This window comes from Caballeronia humi (genome assembly GCF_001544475.1).
Lineage (GTDB): Bacteria > Pseudomonadota > Gammaproteobacteria > Burkholderiales > Burkholderiaceae > Caballeronia > Caballeronia humi.
In genome coordinates this window covers 181,894-200,135 of sequence record NZ_FCNW02000004.1, presented here as the reverse complement: position 1 = coordinate 200,135, position 18,242 = coordinate 181,894, and the positions used below count along the sequence as shown (strand labels likewise).

Genomic DNA, 18,242 nt, shown 5'->3' with positions numbered 1-18,242 from the left:
ACCTCCATGCAGGGTGGTACTGGGAGACTTCGTCATGGCAGACCCACAGGAAAAGCAGGTCTCCGACATGGTCGCGGCGTTACCGGACCGTGCATCCAACCCGACGGGTCATGACGCACGGCGCGCATTCGTGACGTACGTCGAAAGCCTGACGACGGGCGATTTCCCGTTCCCCCGTGCTTTCAGTACGGACTACAAGCCGCTCTTTCCGATCCTTTACGGCAATCAATGGCAGGCCGGCCCGCACATGCCCGAAGTGCCGGCTGTCACGGGAGAGAAGGACGTGTGGAATGGGCTGTGCTTGGCGGCCACCGCTCACGCCATCCATTCGACACAGGCGAACAGTTGGGACCGGGTGAACATCGATGCGGTGCGCACTGACCTCGCTTCGCTCAACAATACGTTGCGCGCAGGCTGCGCATTGAAGTTCTACAGCTACATGCTGCAGCAGTCGTTCGCACCGTTTGCGACGATCTATGCGCAGGCTGGCGACAAGCCGAAGGTCAAGCAGCGCTATATCGAAACGTTGAAGTCCGCGGCATGGCAGCAGGACGTGCTGGGCAAACTCGCCAACCCGATGGGAACCAATCCGAACGATCCCGTCGTGCGGGATTTCGCCTGGTATCTGTTTCATCATTGGGTCAAGCTCCACGCGCTCGGCGCGACGATTGCCGAAGTCAACGCCGTGATCGAGTCACTGCCGGATTCGATCATGTCGAAGGACATTGCGAGCGTCGTCGGAAAGGACGCCTGGGTCGGCTACATGATCTGGCTGACCAGGCCGGGTACCGGCGACTGGATGATAGATGGCACGGACATCGTGAACGACGCGGCTGGGGGCTTGCGCTACTACAATCGGGTCTGGAGGCCCAATGTCGCGACCAGTTTCTCGGACCCGAGCGATACCTACGCATCGCAGGTGTTCATTACCGGTTCGGGCAGCAAATACTATCGTGAAGCCGCGGGCAGCTGCTTTGTCGCAGGGACGAAAGTGGTGCTGCCGGATGGCGCGCTAACGAACATCGAAGACGTGAGGCCAGGCGATCAGGTCGCGGGTCCGGGCGGTCAGCGGCGGGTAATTTTCGTGGCACAGCCGTACCGGGCGGGACGCATGTTGCATGACGTCAACCACGGTGCGTTTCGCTTCGCATCGACCCATCCGTTCTATGACGCGTCGCATGCCGATGAGGACACCCCGTCCTTCGTCGCCATCGAGCCGCACCGGCTCGGCTGGCTGTTGCCCACGCTGTCCGATATGGGCATCGGGCAGATGCGTCCCGGCAGCCGGCTGCTGGCGTATCGAAACGATGGCGGCGACCGGACGGTACTGATCGACACGATCACGTCTCACGATGCCGCCTCACAAGACGATGAAGAGGTGCTCTACGATCTCGTGCTCGAGCCCGATGATTCAGGCTTGTTCCAGTACTACGCCGGCGATACGTCGGTGCAGTATCTCGTCGCCTCGGAAGTACCGCTTGCCGAGCGCGAGCCGCTGACCGCGATCGCATTGATCCGTGCCGTGCTCATCGTCATGCCCGTCTTGCGCGCCAAGGCCGGTCATCTGTCGCGGTGCGCATTCGAGACGCTTTGCCGCGACGTCGTATCGATGTCTTGTTCCATGCCGGAGCTCGTTCATGGTGCGCGTGAATTGCTCGAGGTCCCGCCCACCGGATGGGAAGAAGTGACGCCGGACACGCTGCCCGACGCCATCGGTGCGGCGATGAACGCCTTCATACTGCCTGGCGCTCATACCAGTGAAGCGCACTACGACTGGCGGCTGGGCCGATTCTTCGAATTGCTGATGCTTCATGCAGCGCGGCCGCTGTCTGCGGCGATCGAGCAGGACTGGAGGCATCTTCCGATTTCGGTCGATGCCGATGCGACGGTGCTCGCCGTCACGCCGCACCACCTCGCCGTTTCCGCCGTGCCGGACGGCGAGTGCGTTCTGGTCGAGTGCACCTTGTTGTCAGAAGGGCGGAGCGACACCCATTCGCTCCGAGGGTCCAACGAACGCTCGGGCACGAAGTTCGCCCATCATTTCCCGGACATCCTCTATTTCGACGTGCTCAAGACTCGATCCGACGCGTCCCGGCAGGTGCCCGTCCTGGCCTTGGCCCTGCCGCTCCCGGACGGATCGGCGACCGCTCGCGTGCCGCTGCCCTACCTCGAGGATCAGGCGCATCGCCACATGTCCGTGCCGCTCTTGACGTTGCAGGGGAACACGGCTGGCATGATCAGCCTCGATATTCGCGTCATCACGAAAGCTCACGCGGACGAGGAGCAGGCGGGGCCGCCTGATTCAGGCGCGGGCGGCCGAGATCCCGTCTCCCTGGCGAACGCGATCGGAACCGTGTGGGGAGAGCGCATGGCGGCGCGCTTCGCCCTCGAAGAATCGCCGGCACCAAGATAGCTTCTACAGCCCGCAGACCCGTGAGCGGATATGCAGACACGGTCGGAAGGAGCGAGTCCATTGAAGCACACCGAGCATGGCCGCCTTACAACCAGGTGCCTCCCTGGCGGTCGGTCGGCTCTTGCTCAAGGGCGTCGAAATCGTGGATCCAGTCGAGGTGATGCAGCAAGCTTTCGCGCGCGCTCAGGCGAGCGTTGCGCGCTTGCGCCTCGGGTCCGTCGGGCAGATGCAGCACGTCCGCCGTTGAAATCGATGCGTACTGCACCTTGCGCGTGCGGCCCCGTCGCAACCGCTCGTAAGCTGCCTGTGCCTCACGCCAGCGGCCCGGGCCTGCCTTGGCCAGTTGCGCGGCCAGCACCACGGCATCTTCGATGGACTGATTGGCGCCCTGACCGTGATGTGGCACGAGTGCATGCGCGGCATCGCCGATGAGCGTCACGCGGCCCCGGCTCCATCGTCCGAGCGGCGGACGATGGAAAAGGCCCCAGCGCTGGCTGATCGGCGTCGCCGTGATCATCTGCACCACGGCCGGATGCCAGTCCCCGAACAGACGCAACTGCTCCCCTTCGCTGCCCGGCGTGACCCACTCGCGCGACGGCCACGGTGACGGATGACGTTCTACGAGCAGAAAGTTCTGGTCGCCTTGGTCGCCGATCGGATAGTGAAGCAGATGGCCTTGCGGTCCGATCCAGAACTGGATCGCTTCGGGATCGGGGAGCAGATCCATGCGCTCGGCGGGCACCACGCCGCGAAAGCCCGAGCAACCCGAATACAGGGCGTCGTCGTAGCCGAGCATCCAGCGGCGTGTGATCGAGCGTGCTCCGTCCGCGCCGATCACGAGATCGGCCTCGATGTGTTTGCCGTTGGCGAAACTCAGACTCACACGATCCGGAGACTGCACGAGATCGATCAGCCGATGGCCGAGATGGATGCGTTCGAGCCCGACCGCCTTCGACAGCACCGCCTGCAGATCCGCGCGGTGAATGCCCCAGTACGACCCGCCAAACTGCTGGCGATAGCTCGGGTCCCCGCGATGATGCCCGATGACCTCGCCGCTGCGCCCGTCCCGATAGATCAGCGCCGGTATTTCTGCGCACACGGCAGCGAAGTCTGAGCGCAAACCCATGCGCTCGTAGAACCGCGTCGCGTTCGCTGACAACGCAACGGCCGCGCCCACTTCGCGCAGCTCGTCGGTCTGCTCATAGAGTTGCACGTCGATTCCATGCTCTCGCAGGGCGAGCGCGAGCGTGAGTCCGCCGATGCCAGCACCGACGATAGCGATCCTGAGATCGATCTTGTTCATGTTGCGTCTCCGATAGGCAGTTTTACAGGGTTGAGTCAGCGCGGCATGTGCGATGTATTTGCCGTGACACTATTCTTGGCAAAGTGCCGTCATTCCACAATAAAATGCCGGGAATCTGCTTCATCACTGGATTGAATGAACCGGGGATACCAGCGTCATGGAACTGAGCGAAGTGGACCTCAATCTGCTGCTGCTTTTTCAGCGATTGATGCAGGAGCGGCGCGTCGCGACCGTGGCCGAGCAAATGAACATGAGTCAGCCCGGCGTGAGCAACGCGCTTGCAAAGCTGCGTCGCCGGCTCGGTGACCCACTGTTCGTACGCGGGCCGGGTGGCGTAGTGCCCACGCCGTTTGCGTTGCGTCTGGCGGAGCCGGTGTCGCAGGCGTTATCCACCTTGCACGCGGCGCTCAATCCCGTGACCGGTTTCAATCCACTGCTTGCCACGCGCACGATGACGATCGGAATGACCGATATCGGGGAGGTTGTCTTTCTGCCCGCGCTGGTCGAACGGCTGTCGCGTGAGGCACCGGGCATCGCGCTGAATACCGTGCGCGACACGGGCGTCAATTTGAGCGACGAGATGGCCGACGGCCGGGTCGATCTCGCCATCGGCCTGTTGCCGCAACTCAAGGGCGGCTTCTATCAGCGCCGCCTGTTCGATCAGCGCTACGTTTGCCTCTTCAGGCGCGGCCATGCACTCGAGAACACGCCGCTGACGCTCGCTGCCTGGCGCGAGGCCGAGCATGTAGTCGTAGTGTCGGCCGGCACCGGACACGGTCAGGTCGACAATTGGCTGAAACGCCAGGGCGTGCGGCGCGAGGTACGGTTGACGGTGCCGCACTTCATGAGCGTCGGCTACATCCTGCAGCGCACCGATCTCATCGCCACGGTGCCAGAGCGGCTGGCCATGCAGTTGGCCTCACCGTTCTCGCTCAGCCTGTGCGCGTTGCCGATGAAGTTGCCCGCTGCGCCGATTCATCTGCTCTGGCACGCGAGCGTGCAGCAGGACGAAGGCAATCGCTGGCTGCGCGAACTGGTGATCGATCTTTTCGCAGATACGGGAACGCCCGTGCGCAACAAGAAATCGTGATGGCGAATGCGTTCCGGCGTAACGCTTCAAGTCGAGGCGACGGCATGAACCGGCATCAACTGCCCAGCGCGTTCGGATCGCGCCACGCCCGTTCGAACGGAAGGCGCCACGCCCGAGGCGCGACGAGTTGATGGATGGCATTGGGCCCCCACGAACCCGGCGAGTAGAAACGGACGGGAGTAGGGGATTCGAGCAAGGCCGTCGATACTTCCCATAGTCGCTCGATGCCTTCAGCCGTAGTGAACAGCGTGCGGTCTCCTCGCATCGCGTCGAGGATCAGGCGCTCATAGGCTTCCAGCACGTCTCCGATCAGGCCCGTATCGCGCATCGCGAACTGCAGGCTCAGCTTGTCGAGCCGCATGCCGGGGCCCGGGCGTTTGCCGTAGAACGACAGCGACATCTTCGAGGCGTCCGCCAGATCGAACGTCAGGTGATCCGGACCTTGGGAGCCCACGCCCGAACCCGCCGGAAACATGCTCTTCGGCGGCTCGCGGAACGCGATGGAAATGATGCGTTGTCCTTCGGCAAGCCGCTTGCCGGTGCGCAGATAAAACGGCACACCGGCCCAGCGCCAGTTGTCGATCGAGCATTTCAACGCAATAAACGTCTCGGTTTCCGACTCCGGACTCACGCCTTCCTCGGCCCGATACCCCAGGTACTGCCCCCGAACGACATCGGTGGGCTGGATCGGCAGCATGCTGCGAAAGACCTTGTTCTTCTCCTCGCTGATGGGCGACGGTTCCAGCGACGTCGGCGGCTCCATCGCCATGAACGCGAGAATCTGAAACAGGTGAGTGACGACCATGTCGCGAAAGGCGCCCGTCTGTTCGTAAAAACCCGCGCGCTTGCCGAGGCCTAACGTTTCCGGTACGTCGATCTGAACGTGGTCGATGAAGTTACGATTCCAGATCGGCTCGAACAAACCATTCGCGAACCGAAAAGCGAGGATGTTCTGCGCAGGCTCCTTCCCGAGGAAGTGATCGATCCGGAAAATCTGCTCTTCTTCGAAGACCTCATGCAGCCGCGAATTCAGCGACACGGAACTCGCCAGATCGGTGCCGAAAGGCTTTTCCATGACGATCCGCGAGCGTTCGACAAGGCCCGCTTCCTTGAGCATGCCGACTGCGGACAGCGCGGCGTTGGGAGGCACGCTGAGGTAATGCAGCCGTCGGCACTCGCCGTCGAAGCTTAGCTCCGCCTTGCTTACCGCGACCTTGAGCACCTCGGCGCCTGCCGTCAACGGCACATAGTCGAGGTTGGCGGCGAAAGTGTCCCATTCCGATTGACTAACCTTGCGAGTGGCGAACTCGTCGAGCGCGGCTTGTGCGATTCGGCGGAAGTCGTCGAGGTTAATGTCGTCGAGTGCGACGGCAATGATCTTGCAGCCCGGAATGAAGCCCGCATTCGACAAGTGGAACAGTCCCGGCAAGAGCTTGCGCCGCGCCAGATCGCCCGTTGCGCCGAACAGAACGACGACTTGCGGGAATTTCGGACCTACCCCTGCGGCGATCTTGGCCATCGTGCGAATCCTTTTCTGGTTGTCGACGCTTGGACGATAAACGCGGAAAGTCCTCCGATTCTTTGACAGTATCACTTAACTCTCGCCGATAAAAAAAGCGGGTGCGGCTCGATTGACTCGTTTGCCTGCTGCAATCGCTCCCGGGCATGGAGAACGATTACGGCGCGCAAGTCGTGGCCGCGGCTTGCGGACGGCAGGCCAGCCGATGGCATGGACCCGTTAAAGAACATAAAGCCAGCCGAGCAGCGTGACGACTGAAAAGAGCGTGGTCATCGAGATTACCGCACCCACTACGGTCTTTTCGACGTCGTATTCAACCGCGAGCACGTACGCGCTCTTGGCGGTGGGCACGGCCGAGCACACGACAGCAGCGATGGTCGCCGTCCGGTCGAGGTCAACCGCCAGACAAAGCGCGTAGACCACGAGCGGCATGACGGCCAGCTTGAGTGCCGTCAGCAATGCATAAAGTCCCACACCTTCGCGCAGTTCGTCGATTGTCAGATCGAGTCCGATGGCGAACAGCGCGCATGGCGTCAATGCTTCGCCGAGTATCGTCAGACACGACGCGACCGGTCCGGGCAGTTTCGAGCCGAGGATCGACCAGAGCAGTCCGAAGATCGTGGCAAGGATAACGGGATTGGTCGCGATCTGCCGGATCAGCGCCGTCGTCTGTATGCTGCGCGATGTGTCGTATCGGCCGATCTCGAGCAACAAGACCAGTATCGGAAACATGATCGCGCCGACGAAGACGGTCGCGATGGCTGCTGCAAGAACACCCGGCTGGCCATACAGCGTCTTCAGGATGGGAAGCGCGACGAATCCGGTATTCGTCATCGATACGGCGGCGGCCAGCATTGCGCTCTTTCCGATGCCGGCGCCGCGCGCGACGCGCACGAACATCATCACCGCCGCAAAGCAAATCAGGGAGCCACCGCCGAACGCACCCAGAAAGCGCCAGTCGAGGAGCGCGTGCAGCGACTCATCGGCGATCGTCAGGAAGACCAGCGCGGGCATCGCAACGTAGTAGGCGAAGCGCATCAACGGCGCGGCCAGCGTGCGGGGAATGTAGCCGGTGGCGCCTGCAAGCCACCCGGTGAGGATGATGGCAAAGATCGGAAGTATGGTGCCGGCCAGATGCATGGTGACCTCCCTTCGCGATGGGACGTCGGCGCATTGGCGCGTGTCCCTCGCTGGGCGTCATTATCGGAGAAAAGCTGTTCCCCGCGTGCTAAACCTGTGCCGTACCGGCAGGCCCTTTCCGCTCGCCCAGGTAAATCTTGTGGACGTTCTTCGGGTAAACCCACTCGTGAGCGTTGAACTGGATCAAGTCCATCAGCTTGGGCGGCCCGCTGCAGTAGATTTGCGCGTTGGCGCTGCTGGGGCTCACTGCATGTGAGATGGTTTGAGCTATCTCGTGGGCGTCCAGGCCAACGTGATGATGGACCTTCCCGAACGGCGCGAGCGTCTGCAACTCTTCACGCAGCAGCGTGCGTGCGGTCGATTGTGCAAAGTGATGCAGTTCGAATGATTTCTTTGCGTCGGCCAGGCGCCTCGCAATCCCCGCGATCGTCGCTACGCCCAGCCCGCCGGCAAACAGGATGTATCGCGCATGCTCGTCGATTGCGAGCGGCAGACTCGTCGGCGGACGAACGAGCAGTTCGCTGCCTGGATGGAAAATCGCGTCGTCTGGTCTTGCTTCGAAGCCGGATGCCGATCGGGTGCGAACGCCTACTACGTAGGTTTCTCGTCGCGACGACTCGCGATGCAGCGGCTGGCTCCTGCTCCGGTTTGCATGTGCGTCCAGCACGACGTCCAGAATGGCTCCCTCGTCGAAAGGCGGGAGCGACACGCCCTGTTTCGCGCGCAATTCGACCGCGCGGTATCCCTTGGCCAAATGCCAGGTGCGCGACACCGTAACCTCAAGCAAGCCCTCGTGCATGTCTCCTCCAATGATCTACTGTAGACGGGAGTCGCTGGTGAGGCGGTGATGGGCTGCTGCGCCAAACCGGCTCACGACTATGAGGATCAGGGTAAGAGAGGCGCGCGGATACGACAACCCGCGTGGGCTGTATGTTGGACATATGAGCATGCCGATGCGGACGCTTCGGGCGAAGCGTCATCTGCACACTTTACGACACTGTTCGATCAAGCCGTCGCGTAAATCGAACTGCCCAGCGTCAACGTGGTTGCGCTGTTCGCCGGCGCGAAGCGGATCTCGTAGAGGTCGCGACCGAAATTGCCAGGCACCTTGACCGACATGCCGCCGCGGTCGTCCGAAAGTGGCACGAAGAGCTGATAGCGAAGGTCTTCGTTTCCGTACAGGACGTATCCCGGCAATTCGGCCAGGGTGGTGAGGAGGGCCGGCGGATTGCCCAGGATGACGATCGGCACGGCCGTCGGCGAATCGTTGGTCAAGGTCCATTGCGTGCCGACGCGTTGCTGCCACGCGGTGTCGAGCGGCACAAGCGGTGCGAGTTGCTGCCCGAGCGCCAGCGTGAGAAAGGCGTAGCCCGCGCCCGGCACGACGCGCTTCATCAGGTAGCGGTAGCTGAACGCCTTGCCGCTGCCATCCGTTCCGGACACGACCGTAAAGCGGTACGACGCGGCATCGGTGTTGCTCCAGTACCAACCATCGCTGCGGTATTGGTACGCGCCGATCTGCGTCCACGCATGCGTCGATGCAGTCCATTGGTTCAGTTGCACGCTTCCGTCGGGATTGGCGATCACTTGCAGCGGAGAGTCGGAGTTGCCGTAGATGCCGCCAGCGTTCACGATGCTCGGTCCCGACGCAGCCGGCGGAGCCGTGCTGCTGATCTTGGCCGGCAGCGTGGCGATCGTGCCGTCCTCCTTGAGCGCCGAGAGCACGAGCGTTTCTGCGAGCGCGCGGGCGTCGTAGCCCGAATTGCCCGTCACCATCAACGCGAATTGCGCTTGCGGCACGACGAAGAACTCGCTCGTGTAGAACGCGGTGCCGCCGTCCTTTTCCCATCCGAGGACCCCGGCAGCCGCGAGCGCGGGCTGCTGGACCGAATCCCAGCCGAGACCCGAGCGCCATTCGGGCGACGGGTTGATCAGGAGGCCCGTCGACTGGTCCGTGCCCATCTGAGCGATGCCCGCCGCGGACACCACGCGTTGCCCCTGGAACACGCCGCCGCCGAGAATCATCTGCGCGAGATTCATCATGTCGCCTGGAGTCGAGCTCAGCCCGCCGGTCGCGTACGCATTGACGAATTCCTGATACTGGACACCCTTTGCATACGGATAAGAGAACGAACCGCTGGCAGGCACGCTCGTCAGATAACTGGAGTTCGTCATCTTGCACGGCGCGAGGATCGCCGTTTCGACAAAGCTCGCGAAGCTCTGCCCGGTCATCGCCAGGACGAGCTGCTCGACCATCGTGAAGCCGTCGTTGCAATACACGGCCAGTTCGCCCGGCAGATGCTTCAGATGCGTGTTCGCGAGTTCGGCCTGGGTATCCGCTGCGTAGCCGGGAACCGGGGCGAAGGTGAAAAGATTGCGGCCATTCGTGCCCGGCAGCCCCGACGAATGCGACAGCAGATGACGCGTGGTGATCTGCGTGTACTCGGGTGACAGCATCGTGAACGTCGGCAGGTACCTGACGATCGGCGTATCGAGCGTGATCAGCCCGCGATCCTGAAGAATCGTGGCCGCGAGCGCCGCGAAGAGTTTGCTGACTGATCCGATGTTGAAACGTGTCTGGGTCGTCGCGGTAGTCTGGCTCGGTACGGACGATACGCCGAACGCCTGCTGCCAGACCACACTGCTGCCCTTGAGCATGGCGACGGAAATCCCCGCCACCGGTTGCGCGGAATTGCTGACGGTCTGCTGAATCATCTGTTGACCCATCGCGATCGTCTGCGGGTAGGGCGAGGCGTTGTCGTCGTGGCTGCCGCAGCCGGGCAGCAGCGTGGCGAGCATGCCGGCGCCGGTATAGCCGAGAAATTGCCGGCGACCCGCGCGGAAGGGATCTTCGTTGTTGCAGTTTGATTTGAGCACGGCAGTTCTCCTCCTCGTTGTTCCGGAGACTGGGTTGCGCGGTTTTCGCGTTGACGCGCCGACTGTCAGCGATCCGGACGACGCTGTCAGTGTGGTAGTTACCCTTCGACGGAGAAGTCGTTTTCGTCACCGCTCCCACCCGGGCGATGCAATCACGATCTTCGCGATCGCATCGACAGTCGGCGTCCAAACTGCGCATCTGTCGGAATCGGCGTGGTCGTGCAGCGAACAGCGGTGCCGAACGATTCGAGCCTGTCGCCATTCGGCGATTGCACGCTGACGCCCGGCGCCGCGTTCAGCAACTGGTTGATCTGGGCGCGCGCGGAGGTGGCATACGCGGGCTCTGCGGGTGAATCATCGCTACCGCAGGCGGAGAGAAGAAGCAACAGGGTCAGGACGATGGCATACGCACAGCACGAGGACGCAAATCGCGTCTGAACCATCATGCGGGAAAGCATCATTGCTTTTATTCCTTCTTGGTCGTGGCGCAATGCTGTGAAGTTTGCCGCTTGCCGATCCCGCACATGATGCTTTTCTTAAATCGCTACAGATAAATATACGATAGGAATCGCAGGGAAACATACTCCTTTCGATGAAAAAAAGGGATTCCCGAATTACGCGCCAGATTGGAATATCGGCTGTTGGCTATCCGCGCTTTCTTTTTATTTTATGGAAATCGAAGACGCGGTCGTCGACGCTCGGTCCATAGCGGAAAAAAGAAAGGGCGTCGCATGGCAAACCCGTGCGACGCCCGAAGCGCTTCGCCGATTACATCGCGGCAGAGAGCGTGGAGACGAGATTGAGTATAGCCATCGGCCGCGAGGGCAAAAGGTCGGAAAGCGGGGGAATTCGGCTTCAGTTCGAAGCATTCGTGGAAATTGCGCGAGCGCATAGTGAGGCAAATGCTCGAACGCAAAGACGCCCGCCACTTACTTCCGGGATCGTCGAAGCGAAAATGTGCTGGGGCGTAGCGCTGCAGGGTCACGTGCCCATCATCCCGTATCAACGAGGTCCCTTGTTGGAGGAGCACCATGTACATCGGAATTTTGGTCCCGCAGAGCCGACAAATACAGGATGGCGCCCCGCATCATGCTGACATGTCGCAGGGAGGCGTCCGGCCTGAATTCCGTCCGGTGACCTTCTTGCAAGTGATTCAGCGGTTCCTTGGCAAGATCCTGTAACGAGAGTTGAAGGTCCGACAGGGAAACTGCTGATTCCGCTCTCTCGCAGACCATGCAATAAATCGTAAGTGCGCATTGAGAAGGAACATCGATATAGCCATCGCAGCCCGCTGAAAGAAGTTGCAGTGGGATTATAGGAATGGAGAAAGCGGACAAATGAGAATACGAGCGACGGGGTTGGTGGTCAGCAAGGGCGCGATCCTGCTGGTCAGGGAACACAGCGGAATGTGGTTATTGCCCGGCGGATCGATCGAACGGAACGAGTTGGCAATTGTCGCGGCGATCCGCGCGTTGCATGAAATAACCGGCATTGAAGCGCACGCGGCTGCGTCGCTATTCGAGCACGTTTCGGCGCACCATATCCATCACGTTTTTCGCATCGCGGTTTCCGATAACGCGCGGCCACGAACAGATGCCAGATTCAGCGCTGTTCAATGGGTGGCCCCTCAGGAACTATATCGCCGGCAGATCACGCCCGGCACCGAAGCGATTCTGGCCCGTGCATTGGCGGAATCGTCCTCGCTTCGACGGCACGAGGTCGCTGCGACCGTTTGAGTCGAGGTGTTTGGGGACGGTCGGTATCGATGTCGAGGTCCAGAGGCCTATTCGTAGGCTTCTCTTTGCCACGGTCCCCAATCAGAACCGTCAACTCTGAGCCTGGTGTACGTTGCGCTTTGCCCTGTCGGGACTTGCGATGTGTCGTCAGAAGGCTTTGTATCGGTGGTGTGGAGCGCGAAGGCCTGTTGGTCAGGCGTATCGATGGTCACACGTCCGATTGGCCCCGTTGCACTGCCCTGCGCCGACTCCAGCAGCGCGAGGTACGGCGTCAAGCGCCCCCAAAAAGTGGTCAGTTCTTCCTGCAAGTAACGCGTCATATAGTTTTCTCCGAGTTGGACGCAGCTTACCCTACATTGCCGAAGCCCTCCGAATGCGACACGTTCAGGTCGCACGCGATGCATTTGCGTCAGTAACGATTCTTCAGGTGTCGGAATCCCCGGTGTGCCCTCTCTTTCTTGCGTCAACGTCTGTGCCCGGCACTGCGGCAGCGTTTTTCCTTTTCGTGCGTTTAGCCGATAGCTTCTCCAAGATTTCACTCAAGGCCCCGTCGAGAATCTGTTTCGACAGCTTCGGATCGGACACCGCGCGCGACAACGTAAGCGCGCCGACGCTCGCGCTCAGGATGAGCACAGCCTCGGCTCGTTTTTTGGCGCTCTCCTGTGCGGGCGACGCCCTGGAAATCAGGTTGATGATTTTTTCGACGCGGGCCGAATAGACCTCCCGCGTCTCTTGAGTGCTCCGGCTCATATCGTTGACCAGAGCTGAAATGGGGCACGCGGTCGCCACGTTATCGCGATGCGACTCGGAGATGTATGAACGCATGGCTCGACGAGGTGCGGTCGGGATGGCCGACTCCCACGGTTCGATATCACGCAGTGCGAATTCGAATGCCTCCCGCACCAGTTCGTCCCGAGAATCGAAGTGTTTATAGAAGCCGCCCACCGTGAGTCCGGCCTCCTTCATGAGGTCGGCGATGCTGACCCCTTCGATGCCGTGTTCGCGAAATCGCTTCGCCGCGACCTCGACGATGCGCTGGTGTGTCGCGATCTTGTCTGCCTGAGAATATCCCATCGTTCGTCAGCCTCTGTTTCGGGAGTATGAGTGTAATCCAGATACAGGGTAGATTTCGTTCATATACCGTAAATCAGATATGCTTGACCTGTATGTGGATTATGACTAACATCCAGACATTCAATCATCCCGTTCCGAAGTGACCGCAACGATCAATTCTCTTTGCGGCTATTTATCGGACGAATATGTGTATATGCACATCATGCGAAACACGACACTCGACACCATCGGGTGTCTGCGTCACGGGACGGTGTGATCAACTCATCGACAGGAGCGTCATCATGGAACAACGCAAGATTCTGGTTACAGCAGCAGCCGGCAAGACAGGGGTGCACACCGTTCAAAATCTTCTGGCCAGCGGCCATTCAGTGCGCGCGCTTGTTCGCAGGGAAGATGAGCGCAGTGAGACGCTTCGAAAATCGGGTGCCGAAATCGTGGTGGGGGACCTGCTTTCCCACGATGACGCGATACGTGCCACACAAGGTGTCTCGGCAGCCTATCTCTGCTTTCCCGTGCGTCCCGGTTTCATTCAGGCGACCGCCTATTTCGCTGATGCAGCCCGTCGCGCGGGGCTGGAAGCCGTCGTGAACATGTCGCAAATCTCCGCCCGCGAAGATGCGAAAAGTCACGCCGCGCGCGACCATTGGATTGCCGAGCGCGTTCTGGACTGGTCGGGCGTTCCGACTGTCCACATTCGTCCGACGTTCTTTTCAGAGTGGCTGGTCTTTCCGTGGGTGCGCGATACGATCGTCCAGGACGGCAAGATTGCACTTCCATTCGGGAACGGGCGCCACGCCCCCATTGCGGCCGAGGACCAGGCGCGTTTGATCGCTGCCGTCCTTGCGCAACCGGCTGACCATATCGGCAAGACGTACGAACTTTGCGGTCCCATCGAATTGAGTCAGCAACAGATTGCGGACAAAATCAGCGAAGTCCTGGACCGGAAAATTGTGTACAACCCGACGACACTCGAAGGCTATCGCGAGCACCTGGGCCAATACGACCTTCCGGAATTTACGATCCAGCACTTCATCGAGGTGGCAGTGGACTACCAGAACGGCGTCTTCGAAGGAACCGACGACGTCATCGGTAAGGTGACCGGCAAGGCGCCGCAGAGCATCGAAGAATTCGTTCAGGCGAATCGAAGCGCGTTCGAAAAGCGTGACGTGTAAGGAAGTTTCGTCGCGCGAGCGGGTCGTCCCGAAGCTTGTGCTGCTGGCGGCCCGCCACGATCAACTCAATTGCTCCATGCGAGCAATCGCTGCGACGAGGACCACGCACGGAAAGTCTTTCAATTGCATTAGCAAGTGCCAATCGTCGAACGCGACGATTCGACCTTCCACTGTCTCGCCGTCGTCGACCTCGATCTTGACAGTTGATCGGTTGCGTTGAGCCATGTGCAAGTCCACGCCATGAAGATATTCCATCGTGATGCCCTTTATGATTCTTGCATCCGCCGAAAAGGCGCGGGAGGTTGCATACGGGGTCGCGGGGCCGCGTCTCATGGCGTGACGATGAACGGCGCATGCATGCCCATTGCGTAATGGCCGGGCTGGTTGCAGATGAGCACGTAGTGCCCGGGCGTCAACTTGAGCGTGAGATGCTTGCTCTGGCCGGGCGCCATGTCCTCGACTTCGCCCATCTTTCTGAACTGCTTCTCCGGCACCGCGCCGTTTTTCACCGGCAGCTTGTCAGCGGGCATGTCCGTTTTGAGCACCACGAGTTCGTGTATCTGCTTGTTGACGGAGGCGTTGGTCGCCTCGAACGTAACCGATCCTGCCTTGATGCTGTCTGTGTCGAGCTTGATCGTATCGTTGTCGAGTGTCGCCTTGACCTTCTCACCGGCATGCACCGCATTTGCGAACAGACTTGAGGCCGCAATGAACGCGCATATCGCAATGCGCTGACTTCTGACCGTCATGTTCTTCTCCCGTTGAAACGCACGCAGGGCCGAGCCGAAGCGCGTAGCTTCGGGCGACATCGCTTGCCATGCGAATAGAACGCGCAACGAGGCGGGCGTATTCCCCTATGTTCAAAATATTTCGCGCGTGGACCCGTACGCCCGTTTTTTCACGCAGCGGCGGCGGGAATGGATACGCTGAGATGGGAGCCGCACCGTCGTGCGCCGAGCGTCGCGATTTCCGCGAGCTTCTGAGGGAACACGGCGCGCGAAGTGCCCGCCGTTGTAATACGCGCGCGAGGCGATCTCGCGCGCGAAGAAGCATCGTTTCAGACGCGCCGCTTGTTGGCGGCGCCTCCCCATGCGCGGTAGTCTGTTGGCGTCAAACCTGCGCGCGGCCACCGTCGACGAACATCTCGATACCGGTGATGTAGCTGGCATCGTCCGATGCGAGGAACGATACGGCTTTGGCGATCTCGTCGGCTTCGCCCACGCGTCCCAGCGGTGTCGTTTCACTGACTTGCTGGCGATACGCGTCGATCTGCTCATCGGTCAGTTTCAGTTCGGACTTGTAGGCAGGCGTGACCACCACCCCGGGCGATACCACGTTGACGCGAATATCGCGGCCCTTGAGATCGTTGGACCACGTTCGCGCGAACGAGCGCAGCGCCGCCTTCGTCGCCGCGTAGACGCCGAACGCCGGCACGCCTTGAATCGACGTGATCGAACCGGTGATCACGATCGCGCTGCCGCGTGGCATCAGGGGCAGTGCACCTTGCACGGTGAACAGGGTGCCCTTGACGTTGATGTCGAAATACTTGTCGAACTGCGCTTCCGTAATCTGACCCAGCGGCGAGAACTCGCCGCCGCCCGCGTTGGCGAACAGGATGTCGAGACGCCCTTGATCGTTGGACAAAACCTGAAACATGCGCTGGAGATCGTCGGAAGACGCGATGTCCGCACGAATGGCTTTCGCGCCGTGGCCGATGGTGTTGACGGCCGCGTCGAGTTCCGTCTGGCGTCGCCCGGTGATATAGACGATCGCGCCTTCTTGGGCAAAGCGCGTCGCGGCCGCGAGGCCGATGCCGGAACTGCCGCCAGTGACGAGAACCACTTTGCCGGCGTGCCGCTTCGTATCGATATGGCGGGATGCTGATGCGTTCATTTCGGTGCTCCTGTGTGCAGTAGGTGAGAACGTGAACACAGCATAGTCCGCGCACTGAATGGGATAAAGCCGTATCCTATGCATTCTTTATGCATGATTGTGCATAATCCGGTATGGGCGGTGGAGCATGGATCATCTTCAGGCTATCCGAATCTTTGCGCGCGTTGTTGAGACGGGCAGCTTTACGCAGGCAGCACAATCACTTGCCATGCCTAACACGACGGTCAGCAAGTGGGTGCGCTCGCTCGAGACGCATCTTGGCGTGAAGCTTCTGGAACGCAATACGCGCCGGGTGACCGTCACCACCGATGGCGCAGCCTATTACGAGCGCACGCGTTTTCTGCTGAGCGAACTCGACGATATCGAGGCGACGCTCGGCCGCGCGCACGGCAACCCGCGAGGCCCGTTACGGATCGATACCGGCGGATCGATTGCAAGTGGCATGCTGATACCGGCGCTGCCGTCGTTTCGCGAGCAGTATCCGGGCATCCAGTTGCAATTGAGCGTGACGGATCGAACGGCCGACCTGATCGCCGAGAACATCGATTGTGCGATCAGGAGCACGGCAAACGATCCCGCGCTCGTCACTCAAAGCATCGGCACGTTGCGCTGGACGACCTGCGCCAGTCCGGCGTATCTCGCCACCTACGGCGCGCCGACGCATCCCAATCAGATCGTGGATCGCGGGCATCCGGTCGTCGGCTATTTCTCGGCGAGCAGTGGCGCGATCCAGCCGCTCAGGTTCGCCAACGGCGTTGAGCAGATTACGCTTGGCGACGTACGCAACGACGTGTTGGTCAGCGAAAGCAATGCGCATCTGGCGACAGCGCTCGCGGGGCTCGGCATCATCCATACGCTGGATTTCATGGTGCGCCCCGCGATCGAACGCGGTGAACTCGTTCCGATTCTCGTCGAATGGACGCGCGAGCCGCTCGAAGTCTTTGTGGCTTATCCGCCGAGCCGTCGATACAGCACCAAGGTACGAGTGTTCATCGATTGGGTGAAAGTGCTTTTTGGCGCGGCGGAGGGATTCGCGGGCAGGGATGGGCTGTCCCGGTAGATTTTCCATCACGCAACAACGCGCGTCGGTTGCGGGTGCGATTGCCGGCACGGTGGTGAATCGGCTGGTCAGTGGAACGGCGTCTGATCAGATCCGTATTGGACACCCATCGGGCGTGATGGCCGTCGGCGCAGAGGCGGAGTCGCGCGATGGAACCTGGGTCATGACGAAGGCGAACATAAGCCGGGAGTGCTCGTCGGTTGATGGATGGCTCGGTGTTCGTCGCCTCATCGCTCGATTTTGAGCGCTCCGCTTGAGATTGTCCCGCGTGTGTGTCGTGAGCGCGATCCTCCGGGCTTGTCGGCGTCCGCAATTCGGATATCGCCACGATCTTCGTCAGCGGGGCAGTCAATACGACCAGTAACCGCCATAAACAACGGGGCCCGGAACGTACGCGACAGGAGGCGCGGCATAGACAGGAGCCGTGGAATAGACGGCTGGTTGCGAAATCCTGTTGCCCTTTGAAGCCATGCATTGCGCGTAAGCGGCGTTGTACTGCGCCTGCAGGCTGGAGGAAGTGGCTTGTGCGCTGTTCGCCCCCATAGCGCTGCCGAATAGCAGGCCAGCGCCCGCACCGATCGCTGCGCCGACGCCCGCGTCGCCTGCCGCGGCGCCGAGCAGCGCGCCAGCGGCTGCTCCGCCTACGGTCCCGATCGCGCTGCTGCCGAGGCCCTCGGGTATTTCGCTGTGAGCCGGGACGGGGCGATTGTCCGAGCGGAAGGCGTAGTCCCGGCATGCGTAGTCTTCGTGCTGGAAGACGCTCATCGGCTTGCCACTCGGCGGCAACGCGACGACGGACGGGCCGGTCGGCGGGATGACCGCGCACCCGGTGAGCGCAACCGCGATCAAGCCTGCGGGCAAGGCCATGCGTGTGGTTCTCGAGAGTTTCATGATGTTTGCGTTCCCTGTTTGGACGGACCCATCTTGAACCGGCAGAGTTAACGCTGAATTAGTCCGGATGAACC

Annotated in this window: 17 protein-coding genes; 6 read left to right on the top strand and 11 right to left on the bottom strand. The window is 61.0% G+C overall.

Features of this window, described 5'->3' with window-relative positions; translation table 11 throughout:
* Positions 1 to 34: 34 nt before the first annotated feature.
* Positions 35 to 2,413 (top strand): hypothetical protein, encoded by a 2,379-nt coding sequence (locus AWB65_RS07215; RefSeq protein ID WP_125474078.1) that lies wholly within the window; start codon positions 35 to 37, stop codon positions 2,411 to 2,413.
* A gap of 85 nt (positions 2,414 to 2,498) precedes the next feature.
* Here AWB65_RS07215 and AWB65_RS07210 read toward each other — a convergent pair whose 3' ends face one another.
* Entirely contained in the window at positions 2,499 to 3,716 is a 1,218-nt protein-coding gene (locus AWB65_RS07210) for an FAD-dependent monooxygenase (protein WP_087666485.1), read from the bottom strand.
* Between the two features lie 157 nt (positions 3,717 to 3,873).
* On the opposite strand from AWB65_RS07210, the gene AWB65_RS07205 reads away from it, so the two are divergent.
* Positions 3,874 to 4,806, top strand: a complete 933-nt coding sequence (locus AWB65_RS07205) for a LysR family transcriptional regulator (protein WP_087666484.1) — start codon at positions 3,874 to 3,876, stop codon at positions 4,804 to 4,806.
* A gap of 55 nt (positions 4,807 to 4,861) precedes the next feature.
* On the opposite strand, the gene zwf is transcribed toward AWB65_RS07205, so the two are convergent.
* From zwf to AWB65_RS07180, 5 genes are all read right to left on the bottom strand, one after another.
* Positions 4,862 to 6,325, bottom strand: a complete 1,464-nt coding sequence (gene zwf / locus AWB65_RS07200; protein WP_087666483.1) for a glucose-6-phosphate dehydrogenase — start codon at positions 6,323 to 6,325, stop codon at positions 4,862 to 4,864.
* Positions 6,326 to 6,544: 219 nt separating this feature from the next.
* Positions 6,545 to 7,465 (bottom strand): AEC family transporter, encoded by a 921-nt coding sequence (locus tag AWB65_RS07195; RefSeq protein WP_087666482.1) that lies wholly within the window; start codon positions 7,463 to 7,465, stop codon positions 6,545 to 6,547.
* An 88-nt stretch (positions 7,466 to 7,553) separates the two neighbouring features.
* On the bottom strand, positions 7,554 to 8,264 hold the full coding sequence (locus tag AWB65_RS07190; protein WP_087666481.1) for a ferredoxin reductase domain-containing protein: 711 nt from the start codon (positions 8,262 to 8,264) through the stop codon (positions 7,554 to 7,556).
* Between the two features lie 206 nt (positions 8,265 to 8,470).
* Entirely contained in the window at positions 8,471 to 10,342 is a 1,872-nt protein-coding gene (locus AWB65_RS07185) for a serine hydrolase domain-containing protein (protein WP_087666480.1), read from the bottom strand.
* A gap of 152 nt (positions 10,343 to 10,494) precedes the next feature.
* Complete coding sequence (locus AWB65_RS07180; RefSeq protein WP_087666479.1) at positions 10,495 to 10,803, bottom strand: hypothetical protein; 309 nt, start codon at positions 10,801 to 10,803, stop codon at positions 10,495 to 10,497.
* 876 nt (positions 10,804 to 11,679) lie between these two features.
* Between AWB65_RS07180 and AWB65_RS07175 the strand changes: the two genes are divergently transcribed.
* On the top strand, positions 11,680 to 12,078 hold the full coding sequence (locus tag AWB65_RS07175; protein ID WP_087666478.1) for an NUDIX domain-containing protein: 399 nt from the start codon (positions 11,680 to 11,682) through the stop codon (positions 12,076 to 12,078).
* 423 nt (positions 12,079 to 12,501) lie between these two features.
* Here AWB65_RS07175 and AWB65_RS07165 read toward each other — a convergent pair whose 3' ends face one another.
* Positions 12,502 to 13,152 carry a TetR/AcrR family transcriptional regulator gene (locus AWB65_RS07165; protein ID WP_087666476.1) on the bottom strand — a complete coding sequence of 217 codons (651 nt, stop codon included), beginning with the start codon at positions 13,150 to 13,152 and terminating at the stop codon, positions 12,502 to 12,504.
* A 281-nt stretch (positions 13,153 to 13,433) separates the two neighbouring features.
* Between AWB65_RS07165 and AWB65_RS07160 the strand changes: the two genes are divergently transcribed.
* Positions 13,434 to 14,324: an NmrA family NAD(P)-binding protein gene (locus AWB65_RS07160; RefSeq protein ID WP_087666475.1), complete on the top strand. Its 891-nt coding sequence runs from the start codon at positions 13,434 to 13,436 to the stop codon at positions 14,322 to 14,324.
* Positions 14,325 to 14,384: 60 nt separating this feature from the next.
* Here AWB65_RS07160 and AWB65_RS07155 read toward each other — a convergent pair whose 3' ends face one another.
* From AWB65_RS07155 to AWB65_RS07145, 3 genes are all read right to left on the bottom strand, one after another.
* Positions 14,385 to 14,657 (bottom strand): LSm family protein, encoded by a 273-nt coding sequence (locus AWB65_RS07155; protein WP_087666474.1) that lies wholly within the window; start codon positions 14,655 to 14,657, stop codon positions 14,385 to 14,387.
* Positions 14,654 to 15,073 carry a plastocyanin/azurin family copper-binding protein gene (locus tag AWB65_RS07150; protein ID WP_087666567.1) on the bottom strand — a complete coding sequence of 140 codons (420 nt, stop codon included), beginning with the start codon at positions 15,071 to 15,073 and terminating at the stop codon, positions 14,654 to 14,656. Before AWB65_RS07150 ends, AWB65_RS07155 begins: the two co-directional genes overlap by 4 nt.
* Before the next feature lie 361 nt (positions 15,074 to 15,434).
* Positions 15,435 to 16,217 carry a glucose 1-dehydrogenase gene (locus AWB65_RS07145; RefSeq protein ID WP_087666473.1) on the bottom strand — a complete coding sequence of 261 codons (783 nt, stop codon included), beginning with the start codon at positions 16,215 to 16,217 and terminating at the stop codon, positions 15,435 to 15,437.
* A 127-nt stretch (positions 16,218 to 16,344) separates the two neighbouring features.
* On the opposite strand from AWB65_RS07145, the gene AWB65_RS07140 reads away from it, so the two are divergent.
* A complete protein-coding gene (locus AWB65_RS07140) occupies positions 16,345 to 17,277 on the top strand; it encodes a LysR family transcriptional regulator (protein ID WP_087666472.1) in 933 nt (310 codons plus the stop codon).
* Positions 17,261 to 17,521, top strand: a complete 261-nt coding sequence (locus AWB65_RS35455; protein ID WP_235007533.1) for a PrpF domain-containing protein — start codon at positions 17,261 to 17,263, stop codon at positions 17,519 to 17,521. Before AWB65_RS07140 ends, AWB65_RS35455 begins: the two co-directional genes overlap by 17 nt.
* A 104-nt stretch (positions 17,522 to 17,625) precedes the next feature.
* On the opposite strand, the gene AWB65_RS07135 is transcribed toward AWB65_RS35455, so the two are convergent.
* Positions 17,626 to 18,168, bottom strand: a complete 543-nt coding sequence (locus AWB65_RS07135) for a glycine zipper family protein (protein ID WP_087666471.1) — start codon at positions 18,166 to 18,168, stop codon at positions 17,626 to 17,628.
* Positions 18,169 to 18,242 lie beyond the last annotated feature (74 nt).

Excerpts from the sequence above, each read along its gene's own strand:
- AWB65_RS07145 (WP_087666473.1), bottom strand. The coding sequence starts at position 16,217 with ATGAACGCATCAGCATCCCGCCATATCGATACGAAGCGGCACGCCGGC.
- AWB65_RS07175 (WP_087666478.1), top strand. The coding sequence starts at position 11,680 with ATGAGAATACGAGCGACGGGGTTGGTGGTCAGCAAGGGCGCGATCCTG.
- AWB65_RS07160 (WP_087666475.1), top strand. The coding sequence starts at position 13,434 with ATGGAACAACGCAAGATTCTGGTTACAGCAGCAGCCGGCAAGACAGGG.
- AWB65_RS07215 (WP_125474078.1), top strand. The coding sequence starts at position 35 with ATGGCAGACCCACAGGAAAAGCAGGTCTCCGACATGGTCGCGGCGTTA.
- AWB65_RS07155 (WP_087666474.1), bottom strand. The coding sequence starts at position 14,657 with ATGAGACGCGGCCCCGCGACCCCGTATGCAACCTCCCGCGCCTTTTCG.
- AWB65_RS07205 (WP_087666484.1), top strand. The coding sequence starts at position 3,874 with ATGGAACTGAGCGAAGTGGACCTCAATCTGCTGCTGCTTTTTCAGCGA.
- AWB65_RS07140 (WP_087666472.1), top strand. The coding sequence starts at position 16,345 with ATGGATCATCTTCAGGCTATCCGAATCTTTGCGCGCGTTGTTGAGACG.
- AWB65_RS07165 (WP_087666476.1), bottom strand. The coding sequence starts at position 13,152 with ATGGGATATTCTCAGGCAGACAAGATCGCGACACACCAGCGCATCGTC.
- AWB65_RS07210 (WP_087666485.1), bottom strand. The coding sequence starts at position 3,716 with ATGAACAAGATCGATCTCAGGATCGCTATCGTCGGTGCTGGCATCGGC.
- AWB65_RS07190 (WP_087666481.1), bottom strand. The coding sequence starts at position 8,264 with ATGCACGAGGGCTTGCTTGAGGTTACGGTGTCGCGCACCTGGCATTTG.
- AWB65_RS07195 (WP_087666482.1), bottom strand. The coding sequence starts at position 7,465 with ATGCATCTGGCCGGCACCATACTTCCGATCTTTGCCATCATCCTCACC.
- AWB65_RS07180 (WP_087666479.1), bottom strand. The coding sequence starts at position 10,803 with ATGATGCTTTCCCGCATGATGGTTCAGACGCGATTTGCGTCCTCGTGC.
- zwf (WP_087666483.1), bottom strand. The coding sequence starts at position 6,325 with ATGGCCAAGATCGCCGCAGGGGTAGGTCCGAAATTCCCGCAAGTCGTC.
- AWB65_RS07150 (WP_087666567.1), bottom strand. The coding sequence starts at position 15,073 with ATGACGGTCAGAAGTCAGCGCATTGCGATATGCGCGTTCATTGCGGCC.
- AWB65_RS07135 (WP_087666471.1), bottom strand. The coding sequence starts at position 18,168 with ATGAAACTCTCGAGAACCACACGCATGGCCTTGCCCGCAGGCTTGATC.
- AWB65_RS35455 (WP_235007533.1), top strand. The coding sequence starts at position 17,261 with ATGGGCTGTCCCGGTAGATTTTCCATCACGCAACAACGCGCGTCGGTT.